This is a genomic window from Tenuifilum sp. 4138str (assembly GCF_041102575.1).
GTDB classification, from domain to species: Bacteria; Bacteroidota; Bacteroidia; order Bacteroidales; family Tenuifilaceae; genus Tenuifilum; species Tenuifilum osseticum.
Window position 1 is genome coordinate 1 of the sequence record NZ_JBGCUE010000017.1, and the last position, 16,669, is coordinate 16,669.

Below are 16,669 nucleotides of genomic sequence, written 5' to 3' on the forward strand. Positions count from 1 at the left end.
TATAATCGTCAAATCAAATTGTGCAAAAAATATAAATCAAATTGTGCAAAAATAATTTTAATTGCATTTAAATAGCATATAAATGCTATTTATTCATTATACGTTCATATATATTGATGTTACTCATATTAATAAGCCCAGCATCATCTAAGGCTTTTGCTGCTTCTTTAAGTATAAGTTTATCTTCATTCTCAAAATTTATTAAATCAAATAAATTGGTGTCAACAATAGAAGGAATTGCCTTTTCTTTTGCAAGAGATACAAGTGCTTTACGAATAACATCTAACCTCTCATTTGTTACCAAAAACTCTTTGGAACAATCCTTTTTCCAGAAAATCCCATTCGCATTTGAAGCGAGCCCATATTCTTGAATCTCATTTTCCTTAATCTCGACATCATTAAGCATACTTCTTGCAATTATCATCTCTACGTAGTTTGATTGATATTGCATAAGCAATTCAGATATCGCCAATCTATCCTTAAAGCCTAGGCTTATAGACTTGTTAACAGTCTTCATATCCTTCATATTTTGTCATTTTTTTTAATTCATTATATCCGATTTTTTTAAGTTGTGCTTCTAATGTTAGCCCATTTTCACATGTTATCGCTAATATATCATCAGCGATTAATTCTGTATATAACACAGGTCTAGAAAATTCATCTCCTCCAGACTGTCTATGATCATAATCCTTCCACTTCTCGATGGTTATTAATCGAGAATAAGGATCTACCGAAATAATGCGATAGTAATTGTTAGTAGTAGTGTCTTTTAGTGCCATAACATTACAATATATAATACATATTTCCGACGTTTCCACTTGTCACATCAACATACACGGCTTTATAAGCAGAAGGATGATATGTTCGTGCTACTACTGGGTCCAAATTAACTTTAGGTGCTTTGAGCAATATCATGCTATTATTCACTTCAAGCCTATAATAACTTCCACCTATCCAAAACCCACTATCATTAATCCTAAACACATATGAACCATTTGCGCTATACATCTGTAACGCTCCTTTAGATTGAATGAAATAAGTTTCAGAGTTGCTTACATGAAAGTATTTGTTACTACTCCAGTATGTTGTTAAACCGTTATTGCCAATAATAGTAGCATATTTTGTTTGGCTGTATGAAAACTGATCATAACTGGCATCACCTATTATAGTGACATATTCTTGGAAGTATGAAGTGATTTCATACTCTAATAGCACTTTATACGTACCAGCATTAACAGAAATATTATCAGAAATATAATATTTTATAGAACCATAACCAACAGGGTCGGGGGCATAGCTAAATGAGCCTATCTGTTGTAATTTTGTACCACTTGTGTTTGTTAGCCAGTAAGTCCCATTTATATAACAACGGTCTGCAAGTGAAATTTTTTGTCTAATCTTAATCGAACTATTAGGGACTGAGAATGTCTCGGTTGAAAGGATTGAACCTGATGCGACAGCTACGTCTTGACCTATCGCTTCGTAACTGAAATTCGACTTCTCTATCCCTAATGAATAGTCAGCTGCGCTTGGGGACAACAATGAACTCAATGGTGGTAATGTATCATTTTGAAGTACCAATTTTTCTTCGCCATCGTAAGCCATTACAATACTTCGACCTGTTGGATTGATGTAAAATTCGTAATACCCATCTACTCTGCTAAATTTATCTGACAATATATCCCAACCAGCTATAAACCCAGACGTTGCATACATGCTCCCGTTCTGCAATACTCTAAAAGGCGCACTATTACGATCAAGGAATGTTCCTCCTGCCCAAAACCTAACACTAGTATCATCAGTCCCTACACCCGTCATACCAGCTTTGACCGTGTAATCGCCATCATTCCCCTGCCCGACCTGTATTGTTCCTGATGATACAAGACCGCCATCCATTATGGTTTTCAACGAACCGTAATCAAGACCCTGTGTTGGGTTAAGGTATAGCCATGCTATCTCCTCATCGGTAAGTGCCTTGTTGTAGAAACGCAACTCATCTATATACCCATTGAAGCGGAAACCGGTTTCATTGTTACCATCCGTACCAATCATAAATTTTGTTCCGCTTCCAAACTTTATGTCACCAAGTACTACGTCGATAATATTACCATTGATATACAGTTTTGAGTACCCACTTGCTCCAGTCTTCTGAACGAATGTTAGGTGATACCACCTATTCGTTTCTATTTGATACGCGCTTGAAGTTAGGTTTGCTGAATCTGATGTTCTTGTTACAATTGCTCTCGCATAATTAGTTGGCGTAGAATATATGATAATAACCCTTGGAGTATAAGGCATTGAAAATAGCCCACATATAGTTTGACCGGAAGCAAACCCAGTAAACTTAAACCATAAGCTAATTGTTAGCTCAGGTATTCTGAAATAGTTAGAATCATCTATATACAGGTAACCATTGTTGGTGTCATTAATATCAAAGAATAAGCATTTACCCTTTATATCTGATGCCACCTGACTTATTACCCTTGTTCCATATTTGGTTAGTCCTTTTCCATTTCCGGAATCATCAAACAGCATATTCTTGTCAAAGGTGTAGAACGCCTTTAAGTTAGCGTCTGATGGCTTAACCGGTATGGTTGAAACTTTTGCAGCGGAAAGTAGTGAGTACACCGATGGCTCCTGCCCATTCATCTCATATATACCAACTCCATATATTTGTATTTTTGAGTTAATGGTATTACTAGCTGTTCGAATTACTCTAACCGATATTGAGTTTACATTCGCATCATACCATTTAAATTCTACATAATCCGACTTGAATGATAATCTTTTTTTGGTTAATGGGTCATATATTCCTGATAAACCAATACCCGAACCAGCGTAATCCTTACTATGTACAATACCGGTAAGTAGTAACCACCTATTTTGTGGCAGCTTATAGTTATAAGCAGCAGCTATAAAGTATGGATTGCTATCCATAGAACCGGTATTAAGGTTAATTACCTTATTCGATGTTGGTGTTAATCCATAATAAACTGTAACATTGCCTGCGTCAAGAATTTTTACCCATGCATAAAATATATATGATTTGTTTGGGTCAACCCTTACAGACCTTGTAGTACTAAAACCGCCTCCTCCTCCGGCATCCGCAGCAGCTGTATTGCACTCCCATACCTTATCCATTGTGCCAAATGGAGTCTCTGCCAATACAATGGCATTCTCAGCAGCATCTCCATATATTCCGGTAGCGAAATTAGTATAGGCTGCCGACGTAATCGGATAGTTGCATAGCTGTAGCTGTTGCCAATCAAGAAAGTTACCGCCATTCTTAGCGACCCTTCTGGCTTGTTCCGCAATCGAGTTAAGTAGGTTTTGCCGTTCAAGGTAGTAAGTATTGAATTTTGACCTGAACGTAGGCCCATCAATGGTACTATCCGTGTTTAGGTCTGATAGCAATGGTGTTATGTACGTATTAAGCGCGTCATAAGCATTGGTGTATGCAGTTGTACTAACATCGTAGTAGGGATACGCTTGGTCAAGTATCTTCTGCTTCTCATTGACAATATCATCCCACTCACGCTTAACGGTTTGCTTTTCGATTGGGCTTAAAATATTATCACTTGCAATATTTGTTAACTGGGTAAGTGCATTGTTCGCATTTGTAAGAGCAGTATTAGCAGTAGACTGAGCGTTATTAGCAGTAGTCTGTGCATTATTTGCGGTTGTCTGTGCACTAGATATATTGTTTTCAACTGTCACGTCGTCGTTTCCAGAGCGGAATACAATTTTTCCCCTGATTTCCCCACTATCGAGGTCGAAATACGTCTGTCCATCCTGAGAGGTAATCCTACCAGTTTTTATCTCTTTACCGTTAATTGTTGTTGATCCGTAAGTGAGACTTATCTTACGGTACCCATCCTGCACGCTATGGAGTACCCCCACAAGGAAGTGGTAGTAACCTGCTTCGGCGTCTACCTTTAGCTGGTCAGCGCTATATTTAACCGTTGCATTACTGCCGATTAATTCGCATTTAATGTATATATACCTAGCATTATTGTCGGGGATGAGGTAATCATATGCCTCTACTACCCATGTACGAATACTCTCCTCAATGGCATAATGGGATAGCGTACCCATAGTACTAATAATTCGGTTGGCTACGCCATTGTAACCAGGCTGGAATACAACTCCATTAAGAACGAATTGACCCGCCTTACTGCCAACCGATAGCATCTGCGTGGTTATGGAAAGAGGCTTGATATTTCCGGTATCGAAGTATCCATCCTGGTCGAATACCATTTGCTGCAGCTCCAAGGCGTTGCGCCATGCGGTGCGGTACTTTGCCGGGTCGTGTAGCTGGTTAATCTTTACAACCTTTTCAATTGCGCTGGTGCGATCCAAAAGCTGGGTAGCTAAGCTAACCGTTACTTCATCCCCCAGTTCAAGGCTCATTTTGTAGGGTTCCAACAGGTCTCGTTTCACCGATACCACCCTGATGTCCCTATCTATGTTCAAATCCGTGTCCCTAACGCGTATAATATCTCCGGCATTCAGGTTGATGCACTCCTGCTTGGCAAATATGGGGTCTATCTCGACGCTGTAGCGCACCTTGGCGGATTTTTTTTCCGCCAACAGGGAGGTTGCCTGGGAGAGCAGCTCAGCCTCAGCGGCATCGATATAGGATTGGGGCATGTGTATATCGAGCAGCACGTACTGGTCTCCCACGTTGATCTTAAAAGCATCATCGGCTGATGGGTATTTATAGCCGCGCTCATCGGTGTAATACTTCAGGGTAAACGATTTAGCGGCATGGTTATAGGCAGCGATCTCAAACTCGTACCCGGCAAGGTTGCCCGAGATGAAGCTGACCTTTGCGGGGTTTCCGGGAATAAGGTATTTGGTTTGACCTTGGGCATCCGTTTCGTTCAGGTCAAAATCCATGGTGCTATCCGTAAAGGCATTGGGTGCACCCACCTCAGTGATGACTCCTGTTCTGCGCGGGTAGATGTCCTCAAAAATTTTTGTCCCCTCGATTACGCCGTATGTGGCTATGGCATCGGCATCCTCAATGTACGAATGTGGGTTGTTGGGTAGCTTTAATCGTCGGGAAAAGTCCCTGTAGCCCGACGGGATGTTGCGATTGCCTCCGTAGACGAATAACCGCGTTACGATACCCGTATCGTTGACCATCAAGCGATCGAGCTTGTATAGGCCCTTCCCGGCACCATACTGTAACGAGAGGGATTTGATTGTACCGGCTGTGCCAATTCTCAGTTCAATAACTGATCCAGCCCTAATTAACTCAAACTCGTAGCCGTAATCGCTACATACGCGCTGCAGCACCGCCAGCACGTTTTCATTGTTGATTATATGGTTGCGAGTATCGGTTTGGGGGCAATCGCCAAGTAGGTAGGCGCCGGAACCATACACGCGATTAAGGTTGGATATGGCAAGGCGGGCAATGTCCTCGAGGTTACCCATTAAACTGAAATCGCTTTCCACAGCCATACCCGTATTATCGTACAGCAGGAACTGGGCGTGGCGAAGGCGGTACATCTCGCCCTCGAGCTCCACCTCATAGGTGTACCCGTTCCCCTTTTCGAGCTTTGGCAGGCGATTGATGTAGTACCATGATCCCAGCAGCTCTGCCCTATCGCCCACCATGAAATCGATGGGGGTGTAGCTATGTACGGTAAGGGTGGCCACATCCTGGGACAGCAGCTTCTGGGTGACCTCACCCTTTACAATCGTAACGGTGTAGTGGCTCTGATTGCGACGAATTATAGTAAGTTCCATAGCACTACAAGGTTTTGTGATGCAGTAAGATTACCAATATCATTAACCATACCTACAATGCTTATATAGTAACGCCCGTCAGTGCTATACTCGTGCTCAATTTGCGATCCCGCACGCACTACATCGTAGGATCCATCGCCCCAATATACAGTAAACTGCTGATTGGGCTCATCAAAGGCTAATTGTATGTGGCGAGAGTTTTGAACATTATCGGCCTCAAATATGAACACCCGCTTAAGGGGTTCCGGCTCCAGAAGTTTTAAAGTAAACTGTCCCAGCTGCCTGGATGCATCCCATTTTGATTCCCGCTCAATCGCAATTCCATCGTTGGGGTACACATAGTAGAACAGGGGTTTCTGGCTATCGTAGTCAATCCTGAGCTCGCGGAGGTTGGGTTTAGCGAACAGGGTTGTTACCAACTCGTTGGTCCGGATTAGGAACTCCATCCTTGTTGATGCGCTTAAATGGCAATGTAGTTCGATGCTGCGGACATCGTATATAGGATTAGCCAGATCAACCAGTATTCCATGACGGTTTGGGTAACTGATGGTGAGGGCATTCTTTACTTTTGGTAGACCGAATAATCCCTTCGCTTGGCTAACGGTGATACCCAAGCTGGATAGATCGATGCTGTCGATGTAGTAGCGTATCATAGTCCCTTTCCTCTTGTGTCTGAATCAAGTTTTTTGCTTACCTCATCGAATTTTTGCTGTATTGCATTGTGCATGACTGTTAGCATACGTACCGTGTTAAGCGTGTTCTGGGCGGTTTGCGCCTGGTGAATAAGGGCCTGTCTTGCAACGCTGAGGTGCTCTGCAGAGTTAATGCGTAGGGCGTTGAACTGACCGGCAAGAATGGATGCCGTTTCCTCGCTCATCCCCTTGATGGCCCCGCTTAACGAGTTGGCATCGTCGGCCAGTTCGCCAAAGTTGATGCCTGTTATACTTTTAAGCTCTTCAAATGCCTTTGCGGCGCTGCCGGCAATGGTCAAGTAGGCCTCGCGCAACCTTGCTACCTCATCTGCGGTTAGCCCACCCTCCGATAGCTTTGCAAACTCCTTATACCACGCATCGAGAGGTCCTTTAAGGTACTGTATCTTTAGTGCATTGATCACTGCCTGTTTCATGATGTCCTCAAAGGTTTTGGCAAACTCCTCCGCGCTGTACACGCCATCGTCGAATGCCGCAGCGAGTGCATCTACAACACCCTCATAGGTATTACCGGTGAGTATCTCAGCCTGCTTAGCAGCAAGCGCCTCAGCTTGTCGGAGCAGCTCCTCGTACTGAGCCAGCTGCTCCTCCAGGGCCTTGGTATCGCCCCCAATGATACCATCGCCAATCAGCTTCCTAATTCTGGCTATCTCGTCGTAAACCTTTTTGATACTACCGTAGTCAGGTGCCTGCAGCGCTTCCCCCATCAGCTGGTAGAACGAGCTGAAATTGTACTCGCGGTATTTTTTTACCCGTTCTAGCGCATATATATGACCATTTTTAAACCAGCTCGACTCCCAGGTGTAGTAGCTGTTATTTTTGTCGTAGAGCTTCAGCTTCTCGGTGGCTTTTATGTACTCCGTTAAAGTATTTTTGAGCTGCTCTTCTGATTGTGCAAGACCAGCATATATATTGACACCACGTATTTTATCGAGAAGCTCGAGCTGCTTGGTAAGCAGGTCGTTAGCTTCGCGCAGCATCCGGTTGCTGGCTTCCTGCCTTTTTTGGGCTGCCTCCTGCTCCTTTCGGGCGCGCCGATCCTCAATATACTTATTAAGCTGTAATAGCGATGTGGCGAGCTGTATGCCGCCCTGTACGTAGTTACCGGCGGCAAGGCTGGCAAAGGCACTGGCAAGGTTAGAGGCCAGATCGACCGCAACGGCCAGCTCTTCGCTTAGGTACCCGGCAATCTCCCTGGCTTCTCCCAACCGGGCTGCCACATTACCAAACATATTCTCCAGTGCCTGAGCCCTGCGGTACTCGGCATCCCGCATCTCGGTTTCGAGCTTAACGCGCTCGGCCTCGTCCTTTGCCTGCTTGATACGATTCTTAAGTTGGGCAATCCTCTGATTGAGATGGTTAATAGCTATTAATGGTGCCCGAGCAATAAGTGCTTCCTCGGCATCGCTGAGCGCCCTAAGTGCATCAGCCTGTACCTGATCCGATAGGTTGCTATCCTGTATCGTCTCCCTAATTCGGTTGATACGGTCCCTGAGCATTTGGATTGTCATGCTTGTTATGCTATCGTACAGGTAACGGTAGCGCTCAACGTACCTGCCGTAGTGCCGGTCGAGCTCTTCGAGTTCTTGTTGGTGCATCCTGCGCAGCTCATCGAGGTTATCCTCTGTGGTCCTGTTATCGCCTTTCAGTATGGCCAATTTTTGCTGGTACTGGAACTCCAGTGCCATGCGCTTCTGCTGGTACGATTGGGTTTCGCTAAGCAACTCGTCGAGGTACTCGCGGCGCTTGTCGGGCTGCTCCTTTTCCTGGTCAATTTTATACTTTTCCAACTCTTTCCGCTTAGCCAATATTAGCTGGCGTAAGCGGTTCAGCTCCTTATGGTCGTTTATATCGGTTGCCTCCTTGTAGCGGCGCTCCAGCTCCGCAATCTCATCCTCGAGGTTTTTAATGGTACGCATGGCCACTTCAGCCTCAGCAGCTGATGAGGAGGTTAGCTTGAGCAGAGATACCTGGGAGCTTACAATCTCCTCATTAATGGCATCAATGGCCTTACGCGTTGCGCTCAGGGATTCCTCGGCACGCTTTTTCCGGTTCTCGAGCTGCTCTAGATCGGTGTACATGGCAGCCCTACCGGCCAATCCGGACTCACCGCCCGTTACAAGGCCCTCGCTGAGCGCCCTGTTCTGGCCCTCGTAGAGCTTTCGCCTCTTGTTAAGTTCCTGCTCCGCTGCGGCGAGCTCCCTTAACTGGTTGCGCTCGGTTTCGTAGAGAGCGGTGAGCTCCTTTTCAGCAGCCTGCATTTTTATCTTTATCTCGAGCTGCTTTATGTAGCTGGTAATGGCAGCCGTATTCTCGTTTATGAGTTTACCCTCTCTGCTCAGCTCGGCATTGTAGCCGGGCATTATTTCTTTAAGCTTTTTAATGGCATCGGTACGGTCTCGAATTGATAGCTTTTCGTTAGCTGCGGTTGATCGCAGCATTTCAATTTTGGCACGCTGCTCGGCAATGCCTTTTGTTACTTCATCGTTTATACGGGAGAGGGCCTCTTGCTCAATTTTTGCCTCATTGGCTCGGGTACTCATCAGCGCAAGCCCCGAAACAATGGCAGCAATACCAGCGGCAGCCCATGCATAGGGATTTTTGAGTATGGTGGCGTTAAGTATGCGCTGAGCCTTCTCAACTGTAACCAACCAGGTGTAGTGCAGCGATTCGGCTATGGTTAATCCATTTTTGGCTATCGCAGTGGCTGCCAACGCAGCGCGGTAAGTGCCATAGCTGATGGCTAATACCTTTAGCGCATCGATAACCCTTTGGTAGTTCTCTATCAGGTGGGTAATTGCGCTAATACCACCGGCCAACAGGCCCTCGTTGCTCTGGCCTATATCGTTAAGCATCCTATCCCAGGCATCGCCCAGGTTGCTAACCATACCGGTGAGCGACTTACTCTGCTTCTCCATGAGATTATAGAACATGCCGCCTTCATTGGTGAGCCGCTCAATTACTTGTCGTACGTCGTTAAACCCTACCTTACCGGATGATACCATCTCGGATATCCTGTTCTCGGCAACGCCAAACTGCTTGGCAAGCTCGGCTATCAATGGAATTCCCGCTTCGGTAAACTGCTTCAGGTCGTCTCCCATAAGGCGCCCCTTTGCCTTAACTTGACCGTACGCCATGATCAGCCTGCCAATGGGTACACCAACACCCGATGCAACATCGCCCAGGCGCTTCATGGTATCGATAACGGTATCCTGGCTCTCCTGGTAGGCGAGTAGCTGCTTAACCCCCTGGCTCACCTCCTGGAGCGAGAAGGGGGTTCTGGCTGCAACGGCAATTATTTGCTCCTGCAGCTTGGTGGCCTTTTCCTTGCTGCCGAGCATGGTCTCCAGTGCGATGCCCAACTGCTGGAACTCTCCACGCACCCTAACTATATCGCTCGTGAGGCTCTTAAGTGCGGTAATTGAAAAGTAGGTCCCAATTGCACCTGCCAGGGAGCGTAGCGCACGGTTGGTTTCATCAACAGATGATTGCGCTTGGGTAGCAATACCTTTAATCTCAGCTTTTATGCGCTGCGTTTCGTGGCTGATGTTTACCCCCTTAAGCACGAATTCAATATCAACGGGGCCCAATTTATCGCTCATAGCTTTAGAAATTTTCTGGCGTCGTCAAGGGTAACCAGATCCTTATTCTTCCTCTTTGTGATGTATCTAGGGGCATCGGCCATCATCAGCTGTAGGGTTGCCCAGCTGATACCCCAAAGTATATGATCAAAGCTCCAACCCGTTTGGGTGGCAATGCTCCATATCACCCCGAACGGGCTATGCAGGCCATCTACATGTCCTGTTAACTCCCGCTCTCTTTCTGGCTCAGAATCGTAGCCCTCATCACGTTCGTCTGGCTCACGAATCTGATAGTACTCAAAAAATCCTGTACGCCCGACAGCACAACTACTAAGGAGAACACCTCTGCCAGCCTGTCGGGGCTAATGCCCCAGGCTATTCGACGGGCTAGACTAACCGCATGGCGCTCAATGGCATGTCTGTTGTTAAGTAACGCTACGGCAATAAATTCCGCAACCCTATCGCCATGTTCGGCAACCACCCTGTATGCCTCCTGAATATTACCTTCGTCCAGCTTGTCGAAATCAACATCTATTCCTGATGCTATTCGGCTCATGGCAATAAGCGTACCCAGTTTTGGGCGGCGTAGTATGTAGCTTTTATGCCTTACGCCGACGATACGGTACCAAAAAGGGGCGGGGAGTTTAACCCTCACGCCCCTATCCAGCAAAACGTCGGCAGCGCGCTGCTGTACGTCAAGCTCGTTCATACACTACCCCTCCGATATCATTATGGGCGCAACGCCCGCCTTGGTGGGAGTAAGAATCTTTGCAGTGATGTCAATTAGCGCTACGCCATTCTTAACAATCTTGGCGTTCAGCTTGGCCATGATTTTGGCCCTGGGGATCTGGAACTTGATGCCCGTCTTGCTCACCAGCTCAATGGACTTCTCAATCGCCGGCGATGCGGTGGGGGCGTTCCATACATAGGGGTCCATTTCCGTGCCGGTTCCGGTTACGGTACCTCCGAGCACCTTAACGAGCGTCTGCGGATGGTAGTCCATAATGGACCACTTTAGGGTGCGGGCTCCAATTGTTTCAATGCTCTCAACGGGGTCGTCGGATTCCTCGCACTCAATGTCGGTTACGTTGGGATCCTCCTGGATGAGCTCACAGCTGTCCTTGTAGGTTGCCCCTAGTGTAGCCAATGATGTGCCCATGTCTCCATCCGCGGCAATGTCGCCGATTTTAAGGCTGGCCAGCCCAATACTTCTCTTTTCTGCCATAGCTATAGTTTTTTAAAATGTTTAAACGTGCTTGAAATGCCTTTGAAATTATATCTCAAGAATAGGAAAATGCCCCACCCTATGATAAGTATGGGGATTGTCCACATCACAATCCTACCAATAGCCATTTGTAGCTGCTGTCGAGCGGTTAGCTTTTTTTCTACCTCTACCGGTATGTACTTGATTACCGCATCGCTTTGTGATGTAACGGATTCACTAGCAACGGTCATAGCCGATCCCATTACATGTAATTCATTATCGTGTAGCTGCAGAGCAAGCGATGATACAGTACCCTGTAGTTGCGATATCTCCATAAGATACACGTTGCCAAGGCTATCGCATCTGAGCAACGCATGTATGGCGGACGAGTCAATCCTTGTTACGGTATCGGAGTGCTTCACGGTTACAACCCTTTCATGCTCAACGATTTGAGGTGTAATTCTCCGCGAGCAGCTCATTACCAACAGCAGTGCCAGTATCTTAGCCAATGTTTTCATCCTTAATCTCGTTTTTGATCGAGCTTACCACCTCCATGGCGTTATCATTATTGATCTTATCCAGGGCGCGGAGTATCTTGTTATAGATGAGCCGCAGCTTGCCCACCTCGCTATTCAGCGCCTTGTTGTCGTCGCTCAGCCGCTGCACCTCTTTTTTGAGGTCCTCGGCAATCTCGCGCCATATCTTAATGGCGTCCTCAATCACATCCAGCTCGCTAACCTTGGCCTCTGCCTCCATCTTGCGGGCATCGGCGGTGTTCTTACGGCGGGCAAACAGCCAGGTAATGGCCGCGCTGGCAAAGCTGGATAGCGCCGTAATGACAACCTCGTTCATGGCCGATAGATGTTTTTGGTTGGAATTCCGCAAGCTATAAGCCATTTGGGTACATCAAACGATGGACAGGTTTTATTTCTGTCGAACTGGTAGTGCCCGGCAACCTGAACGTCGGGGCACTGCCTGATTACCTCTTTTATATATGCCAGCATTGCGCCCTTTTGCGCAGTAGTTCGGGTGTCGCCTCCCTTGCCCCCGACGTACACAATATGCCTGCTCATAGCGTTGACACCCTTAACACCATTGGTTATCTCCCACGGATCAACCCATTCGTCATCGTTATTCTCAGCAAGCCGCTCAATGCGTCCGTCAATGTGCACCATATCGGTATAGCCCACCTGCTTCCAGCCGCGCTCAACAGTATGCCAGTAACGTATCATCTGCGAGGTTATAGGCCTGCCAGCCGGTGTATCGGTACAGTGTATTACCAGGTATTGGAGCTTCTGCCTCATCGTTATTGTTATTACCCGGGGCCGTGGCTAGCCCCGGGAAAGTGTTAGTACTAGGTGGTGGCTGCCTGAACAAGAGCAATTACACCCTTGGCATCGTTGCGGCGAATTCTTCCGCCTGCCCTTACCAGTGCGCTGTAGATACTGCCATAGTAGGATGGATCCTTCTCGTTTTCAAAGAACTCGTGATCTCCCATTGCCCTGATTACCGAGTTTCGATGCCAAATTAGGCCGCCGGCATTGTAGCTGTCCTGAATGGTAGACCCTGGATCAACGGGCGCAGGGGTGGCATCGTTGGTGTATATGAGCACCGATGTGCGAGGAGCCAGGAAGGTGAAGCCAAAGAGCTGCCCCACAACACCCCTTGATGCATCGTAAGCCTGCGAGAAATCGCGGTACTGCGATGCGGTTAGCTCATCGGTGAACTGGTCGTACAGGTCGGCGTCAAGGGCGATGACCCTACCATCGGCTGGCACTCCCATACGGTCAAGCAGGAGCTTGGCCCTTTTAACATCGGCAACGGTTAGCTTCTTGCGGTTGCCGGTACCCACATGAGCCGCTACCGCATCTCCGGTTGTCCTGATAATGTTTTCTGCCGTAGCTGGTGCCCAGTAGCGGAACATCCACGTTCCAACAAGCTCGCTTAGCGCCTCGCTCTGCTCGCCAATCACACTGGCACGCTTGTCGTAGCTAAGCTCGTAATCATCCGCATTGGGGATGAGTATAGGATCGGTGGTGAACTCATCCAGCGCAAAGGTGATGTCTGCATCACCACGCTGTGTCACCGATGCAGGCAACGATGAGCGATTCCTTTTCACACTGGGTTTGGACCCGGCGTTAGGGATATGCACCACCTTGCCCTGGAGGACAAACTCATCGGCATTTACTGCAAAACCCAAATGGGGGTTGCTGTCAAATAGGTTGGCTACAATATCGTTGAGCCAAATCTCTTTCTGTATAGCCATTTCTTATACGGTTTTATTGGTTTTTACAACATTTACTAGCTTTTGGGTTGCCTGCCAAACTTTTCCTCGAATTTCTGGGCGTAGAGCTCGGGGTAATCCGCTTTGAGCTCACGGAGCTTGCCCTTTCGGTCGAGCTCATCCCAGGTCATGGAGGCGTACCTATCGGCCCTGCTACTGGCATCCTTTGTAAGTGTATCCCTAACGCTTTGGCGCTTGGGCAGAGCAAGTATAGCCTGCTCTGCAACCTCGTAGCTGGTGTCAAACATCATCTCCCAGGCCTGTCGGGCATCGGCATTGATTCGCCCTGTACGGATAGCCTCATCAATCAGCTTCGCTGAGCGTTCCTTGCGCTGCTGCCTCTCACGCTCGGCGTACTGGTTCACCTGCTGCTCCAGCTCAGCATTCCGTTTAAGAAGCTCCTGCACCCTATCTGCCATGGTGCGCTCATCGGCTTCGTCCGATAGATTGAGTAGTTTTGCGATTTCTTTCATACTATACGTTGGTTTTGGTGATTGCACAAGGTTAACGGGGCAGTTGCCATTGCCTGTATTCAGCTCAATGGGATTGCCGTCGTTATCATAGAATGCCAGCGAGATGGCATTATCGTTGGCTCCAATATCTACTAGGGATGCCTCCCTCAACCTCCACTTGGTTACGGTTTCACGGGTCTGCCCTGGCTTAAGGTTTTCGGGTGCGCTGCTGGTTTCCAATACGGTAATTCCAACTGATGCCATGCGGATTATGCCCTTGTCCACCTTTCGCGCTATTGCTGCAGCAAACTCATCATCGGTGTCAATAGCCGCATCGGCGAGTAGCTTGCCATTCTCAATCCGGATGTTATCCCATGTACCAATAGGGAGCACCTCATCGCGGGTGCCACGCCATGATCTGGAGTGCATCCAGAGCATTATGGGGTTACGTCGGAATTGTTCAATATCGGCGCCATCGAGCTTGAGCCAAAACCCATAAGCGTTGACACTCTCATCTGTAAGAAGAAATGTTTTGTTGGCCATTGGACTGTGGATTTTCGTAACAAATCTAAGCCTGTTTCATGGCAAATTGTGTAGGCAATATCTATGATAGGTAGTACTACGAGCTATTATAGGGCAATATACCTGCTATAATGGATCAAGCACACCTCTATGAGCCCTTGTTAATGGTAGATTTGTAGGAGCAATTAATCAGCGAGCATGAAGGCGGATCAACGTAAGGAATTGGCAAAGCTGCTGTATGTGAACGAGCAGCTAACACAACGCGAAATAGCCCAACGGGTTGGCGTTTCCGAGAAAACGTTCTCGCGCTGGGTTAATGAGGGGCAATGGCGTAAGCTGCGCCAGAGCTTACTGGTTACCAAGGAGGAGCAGCTCAGACGCATTTACGATCAGATAGATGAGCTTAATACTGCGATAGCATCGCGCGAGCCGGGTCAGCGCTATGCCAACACGAGGGATGCAGATACCCTGAGCAAGCTAACGTCGGCAGCCAAGAATCTTGAATCGGAGGCTAGCATCTCCGATATTGTGTCGGTGGCAAAGCGCTTTCTGAACTGGCTAAGACCCCTTGACATTGATAAGGCCAAGGAGCTATCATCGCTAATTGATGCATTTATTAAGGATCAACTTAAACGCTAGTGATGAAGTTCACCGACAGGCAGTCGCTACAGCAGTGGGAGGAGTACCGCCAGAACCTCATCCGGTCAACTGCAGTAGACGCAAACGAGTCAGAGGTCGATCGTGCTAGGCGGATAGCGAAGCTGGAAAAAAATCCAGAAATGTGGTTCGCCTACTACTTCCCAAACTACTACAAAAGCAAACCCGCAAAATTTCACATAGACGCTACCCGGAGGCTGCTAAACAATGATCGCTGGTACGAGGTGCGTGCATGGAGCCGTGAGCTTGCAAAATCAGCAAGGTCAATGTTCGAAGTTATCTACCTTGCCCTTACTGGTAAAATACGCAACGTGCTACTTGTTAGTAATAGCGAGGATAATGCCATCAGGTTGCTCACGCCATTTCGTTTAAACCTGGAAAGCAACCAGCGAATAATCAACGATTACGGCAACCAGCAAGCGGTTGGTCAATGGGAGGAGGGGGAATTTGTAACGCGTAACGGGGTATCGTTCCGCGCACTGGGAGCTGGACAATCGCCGCGCGGTACACGCAACGAGGAGAGCAGGGTAGACTTTATCTTGGTCGATGATATAGATACGGATGTAGAATGTCGAAACAAGCGAATAATTGACCAGAAGTGGCAGTGGGTGGAGCAGGCGCTTATGCCCACCGTATCCATAAGCAACAGTTATAGAATACTGTTCAACGGCAACATTATAGCAAAGGATTGCTGCATCACCAGAGCTATGAAAAAAGCCAACCATGTCGACGTGGTTAACATCCGCGACAAATATGGTAGGTCAACATGGCCGGAAAAGAACTCGGAATCAGATATCGATACTTTTCTAAGCATGGTTAGCTACTCATCCGCTCAAAAAGAATTTTTCAACAATCCCATCGTTGAGGGCTCGGTATTTAAGGAACTGATATGGGATAAGGTGCCTCCGCTGAGTAGGTTCCGCTACCTTGTCGCTTATGGCGATCCTTCGCCCAGCAATAATAAGCTGAGCCAAAGCAGCTATAAGTGCGTTGTTCTTGTGGGTGTGCTTGAGGGCACATTCTATATAATAAAATGCTTTTTGGACCATGTAACCAACTCTCAATTCATAGAATGGTTTTACGACATACATGATTACGTGGGTGGCTATACACATCTTTACTGTTTTATTGAAAGCAACTCGCTTCAATCTCCATTTTTTGAACAGGTGCTTTCTCCTTTATCGGTCGAGATAGGTAAGATACGTAAACACTTCCTTTTCATTTCGCCCGATGAGCGCAAAAAGCCCGATAAGTTTACAAGAATAGAGGGTACGCTGGAACCTTTAAATAGGGCAGGGAGGCTGGTATTCAATATAAATGAGCGCTCCAATCCCCACATGCAGCGGCTGGAGGAGCAGTTCAAAGCTGTTGAACCGCAGCTAGGCGCAAGTTTAGATGGCCCCGATGCGGTTGAGGGTGCGGTTTGGATTGCTAACACCAAACAGCTGTCGTCGGCTACCATTCGTATTGGAAAAAAAATTGTGAACCCAAAACGTTATTAAAAT

15 protein-coding genes are annotated in these 16,669 nt (G+C 47.2%); 2 read left to right on the top strand and 13 right to left on the bottom strand.

Going from position 1 to position 16,669, the window contains the following annotated elements:
• Positions 1 to 85: 85 nt before the first annotated feature.
• The 13 genes from AB6811_RS13265 to AB6811_RS13325 are packed head-to-tail and all read right to left on the bottom strand — an operon-like array spanning position 86 to position 14,528.
• Positions 86 to 526: a hypothetical protein gene (locus tag AB6811_RS13265; RefSeq protein ID WP_369491077.1), complete on the bottom strand. Its 441-nt coding sequence runs from the start codon at positions 524 to 526 to the stop codon at positions 86 to 88.
• Complete coding sequence (locus AB6811_RS13270) at positions 504 to 779, bottom strand: hypothetical protein (RefSeq protein WP_369491078.1); 276 nt, start codon at positions 777 to 779, stop codon at positions 504 to 506. Before AB6811_RS13270 ends, AB6811_RS13265 begins: the two co-directional genes overlap by 23 nt.
• 4 nt (positions 780 to 783) lie before the next feature.
• Positions 784 to 5,754 (bottom strand): LamG-like jellyroll fold domain-containing protein, encoded by a 4,971-nt coding sequence (locus tag AB6811_RS13275; RefSeq protein ID WP_369491080.1) that lies wholly within the window; start codon positions 5,752 to 5,754, stop codon positions 784 to 786.
• The gene (locus AB6811_RS13280) at positions 5,739 to 6,407 is read right to left on the bottom strand and encodes a phage tail domain-containing protein (RefSeq protein WP_369491081.1); all 669 of its coding nucleotides are present in this window, start codon (positions 6,405 to 6,407) and stop codon (positions 5,739 to 5,741) included. The genes AB6811_RS13275 and AB6811_RS13280 overlap by 16 nt, the downstream gene beginning before the upstream one ends.
• The gene (locus AB6811_RS13285; protein WP_369491082.1) at positions 6,404 to 10,066 is read right to left on the bottom strand and encodes a tape measure protein; all 3,663 of its coding nucleotides are present in this window, start codon (positions 10,064 to 10,066) and stop codon (positions 6,404 to 6,406) included. The genes AB6811_RS13280 and AB6811_RS13285 overlap by 4 nt, the downstream gene beginning before the upstream one ends.
• Complete coding sequence (locus tag AB6811_RS13290) at positions 10,063 to 10,233, bottom strand: hypothetical protein (protein ID WP_369491083.1); 171 nt, start codon at positions 10,231 to 10,233, stop codon at positions 10,063 to 10,065. The genes AB6811_RS13285 and AB6811_RS13290 overlap by 4 nt, the downstream gene beginning before the upstream one ends.
• A gap of 35 nt (positions 10,234 to 10,268) precedes the next feature.
• On the bottom strand, positions 10,269 to 10,754 hold the full coding sequence (locus AB6811_RS13295) for a hypothetical protein (protein ID WP_369491085.1): 486 nt from the start codon (positions 10,752 to 10,754) through the stop codon (positions 10,269 to 10,271).
• Between the two features lie 3 nt (positions 10,755 to 10,757).
• Positions 10,758 to 11,270 carry a hypothetical protein gene (locus tag AB6811_RS13300; RefSeq protein WP_369491087.1) on the bottom strand — a complete coding sequence of 171 codons (513 nt, stop codon included), beginning with the start codon at positions 11,268 to 11,270 and terminating at the stop codon, positions 10,758 to 10,760.
• A gap of 2 nt (positions 11,271 to 11,272) precedes the next feature.
• Positions 11,273 to 11,767, bottom strand: coding sequence for a hypothetical protein (locus AB6811_RS13305; RefSeq protein WP_369491088.1), 495 nt, complete (start codon positions 11,765 to 11,767; stop codon positions 11,273 to 11,275).
• Positions 11,751 to 12,101 carry a hypothetical protein gene (locus tag AB6811_RS13310; protein WP_369491089.1) on the bottom strand — a complete coding sequence of 117 codons (351 nt, stop codon included), beginning with the start codon at positions 12,099 to 12,101 and terminating at the stop codon, positions 11,751 to 11,753. Before AB6811_RS13310 ends, AB6811_RS13305 begins: the two co-directional genes overlap by 17 nt.
• A complete protein-coding gene (locus AB6811_RS13315) occupies positions 12,098 to 12,553 on the bottom strand; it encodes an N-acetylmuramoyl-L-alanine amidase (protein ID WP_369491090.1) in 456 nt (151 codons plus the stop codon). Before AB6811_RS13315 ends, AB6811_RS13310 begins: the two co-directional genes overlap by 4 nt.
• Before the next feature lie 50 nt (positions 12,554 to 12,603).
• Positions 12,604 to 13,515, bottom strand: coding sequence for a phage capsid protein (locus AB6811_RS13320; protein WP_369491091.1), 912 nt, complete (start codon positions 13,513 to 13,515; stop codon positions 12,604 to 12,606).
• A 35-nt stretch (positions 13,516 to 13,550) separates the two neighbouring features.
• Complete coding sequence (locus tag AB6811_RS13325; RefSeq protein ID WP_369491092.1) at positions 13,551 to 14,528, bottom strand: HK97 family phage prohead protease; 978 nt, start codon at positions 14,526 to 14,528, stop codon at positions 13,551 to 13,553.
• Between the two features lie 177 nt (positions 14,529 to 14,705).
• Here AB6811_RS13325 and AB6811_RS13330 point away from each other — a divergent pair, with 177 nt between their 5' ends.
• Both AB6811_RS13330 and AB6811_RS13335 read left to right on the top strand, forming a co-directional pair.
• Positions 14,706 to 15,146, top strand: a complete 441-nt coding sequence (locus AB6811_RS13330; protein WP_369491094.1) for a helix-turn-helix domain-containing protein — start codon at positions 14,706 to 14,708, stop codon at positions 15,144 to 15,146.
• A gap of 2 nt (positions 15,147 to 15,148) precedes the next feature.
• On the top strand, positions 15,149 to 16,666 hold the full coding sequence (locus AB6811_RS13335) for a hypothetical protein (protein ID WP_369491095.1): 1,518 nt from the start codon (positions 15,149 to 15,151) through the stop codon (positions 16,664 to 16,666).
• The last annotated feature ends 3 nt before the right edge of the window (positions 16,667 to 16,669 follow it).

What these genes read in the sequence shown, in the direction of transcription:
- AB6811_RS13325 (WP_369491092.1), bottom strand. Translation starts at nt 14,528, where the DNA reads ATGGCCAACAAAACATTTCTTCTTACAGATGAGAGTGTCAACGCTTAT.
- AB6811_RS13310 (WP_369491089.1), bottom strand. Translation starts at nt 12,101, where the DNA reads ATGAACGAGGTTGTCATTACGGCGCTATCCAGCTTTGCCAGCGCGGCC.
- AB6811_RS13275 (WP_369491080.1), bottom strand. Translation starts at nt 5,754, where the DNA reads ATGGAACTTACTATAATTCGTCGCAATCAGAGCCACTACACCGTTACG.
- AB6811_RS13315 (WP_369491090.1), bottom strand. Translation starts at nt 12,553, where the DNA reads ATGAGGCAGAAGCTCCAATACCTGGTAATACACTGTACCGATACACCG.
- AB6811_RS13335 (WP_369491095.1), top strand. Translation starts at nt 15,149, where the DNA reads ATGAAGTTCACCGACAGGCAGTCGCTACAGCAGTGGGAGGAGTACCGC.
- AB6811_RS13300 (WP_369491087.1), bottom strand. Translation starts at nt 11,270, where the DNA reads ATGGCAGAAAAGAGAAGTATTGGGCTGGCCAGCCTTAAAATCGGCGAC.
- AB6811_RS13285 (WP_369491082.1), bottom strand. Translation starts at nt 10,066, where the DNA reads ATGAGCGATAAATTGGGCCCCGTTGATATTGAATTCGTGCTTAAGGGG.
- AB6811_RS13320 (WP_369491091.1), bottom strand. Translation starts at nt 13,515, where the DNA reads ATGGCTATACAGAAAGAGATTTGGCTCAACGATATTGTAGCCAACCTA.
- AB6811_RS13330 (WP_369491094.1), top strand. Translation starts at nt 14,706, where the DNA reads ATGAAGGCGGATCAACGTAAGGAATTGGCAAAGCTGCTGTATGTGAAC.
- AB6811_RS13270 (WP_369491078.1), bottom strand. Translation starts at nt 779, where the DNA reads ATGGCACTAAAAGACACTACTACTAACAATTACTATCGCATTATTTCG.
- AB6811_RS13305 (WP_369491088.1), bottom strand. Translation starts at nt 11,767, where the DNA reads ATGAAAACATTGGCTAAGATACTGGCACTGCTGTTGGTAATGAGCTGC.
- AB6811_RS13295 (WP_369491085.1), bottom strand. Translation starts at nt 10,754, where the DNA reads ATGAACGAGCTTGACGTACAGCAGCGCGCTGCCGACGTTTTGCTGGAT.
- AB6811_RS13280 (WP_369491081.1), bottom strand. Translation starts at nt 6,407, where the DNA reads ATGATACGCTACTACATCGACAGCATCGATCTATCCAGCTTGGGTATC.
- AB6811_RS13265 (WP_369491077.1), bottom strand. Translation starts at nt 526, where the DNA reads ATGAAGGATATGAAGACTGTTAACAAGTCTATAAGCCTAGGCTTTAAG.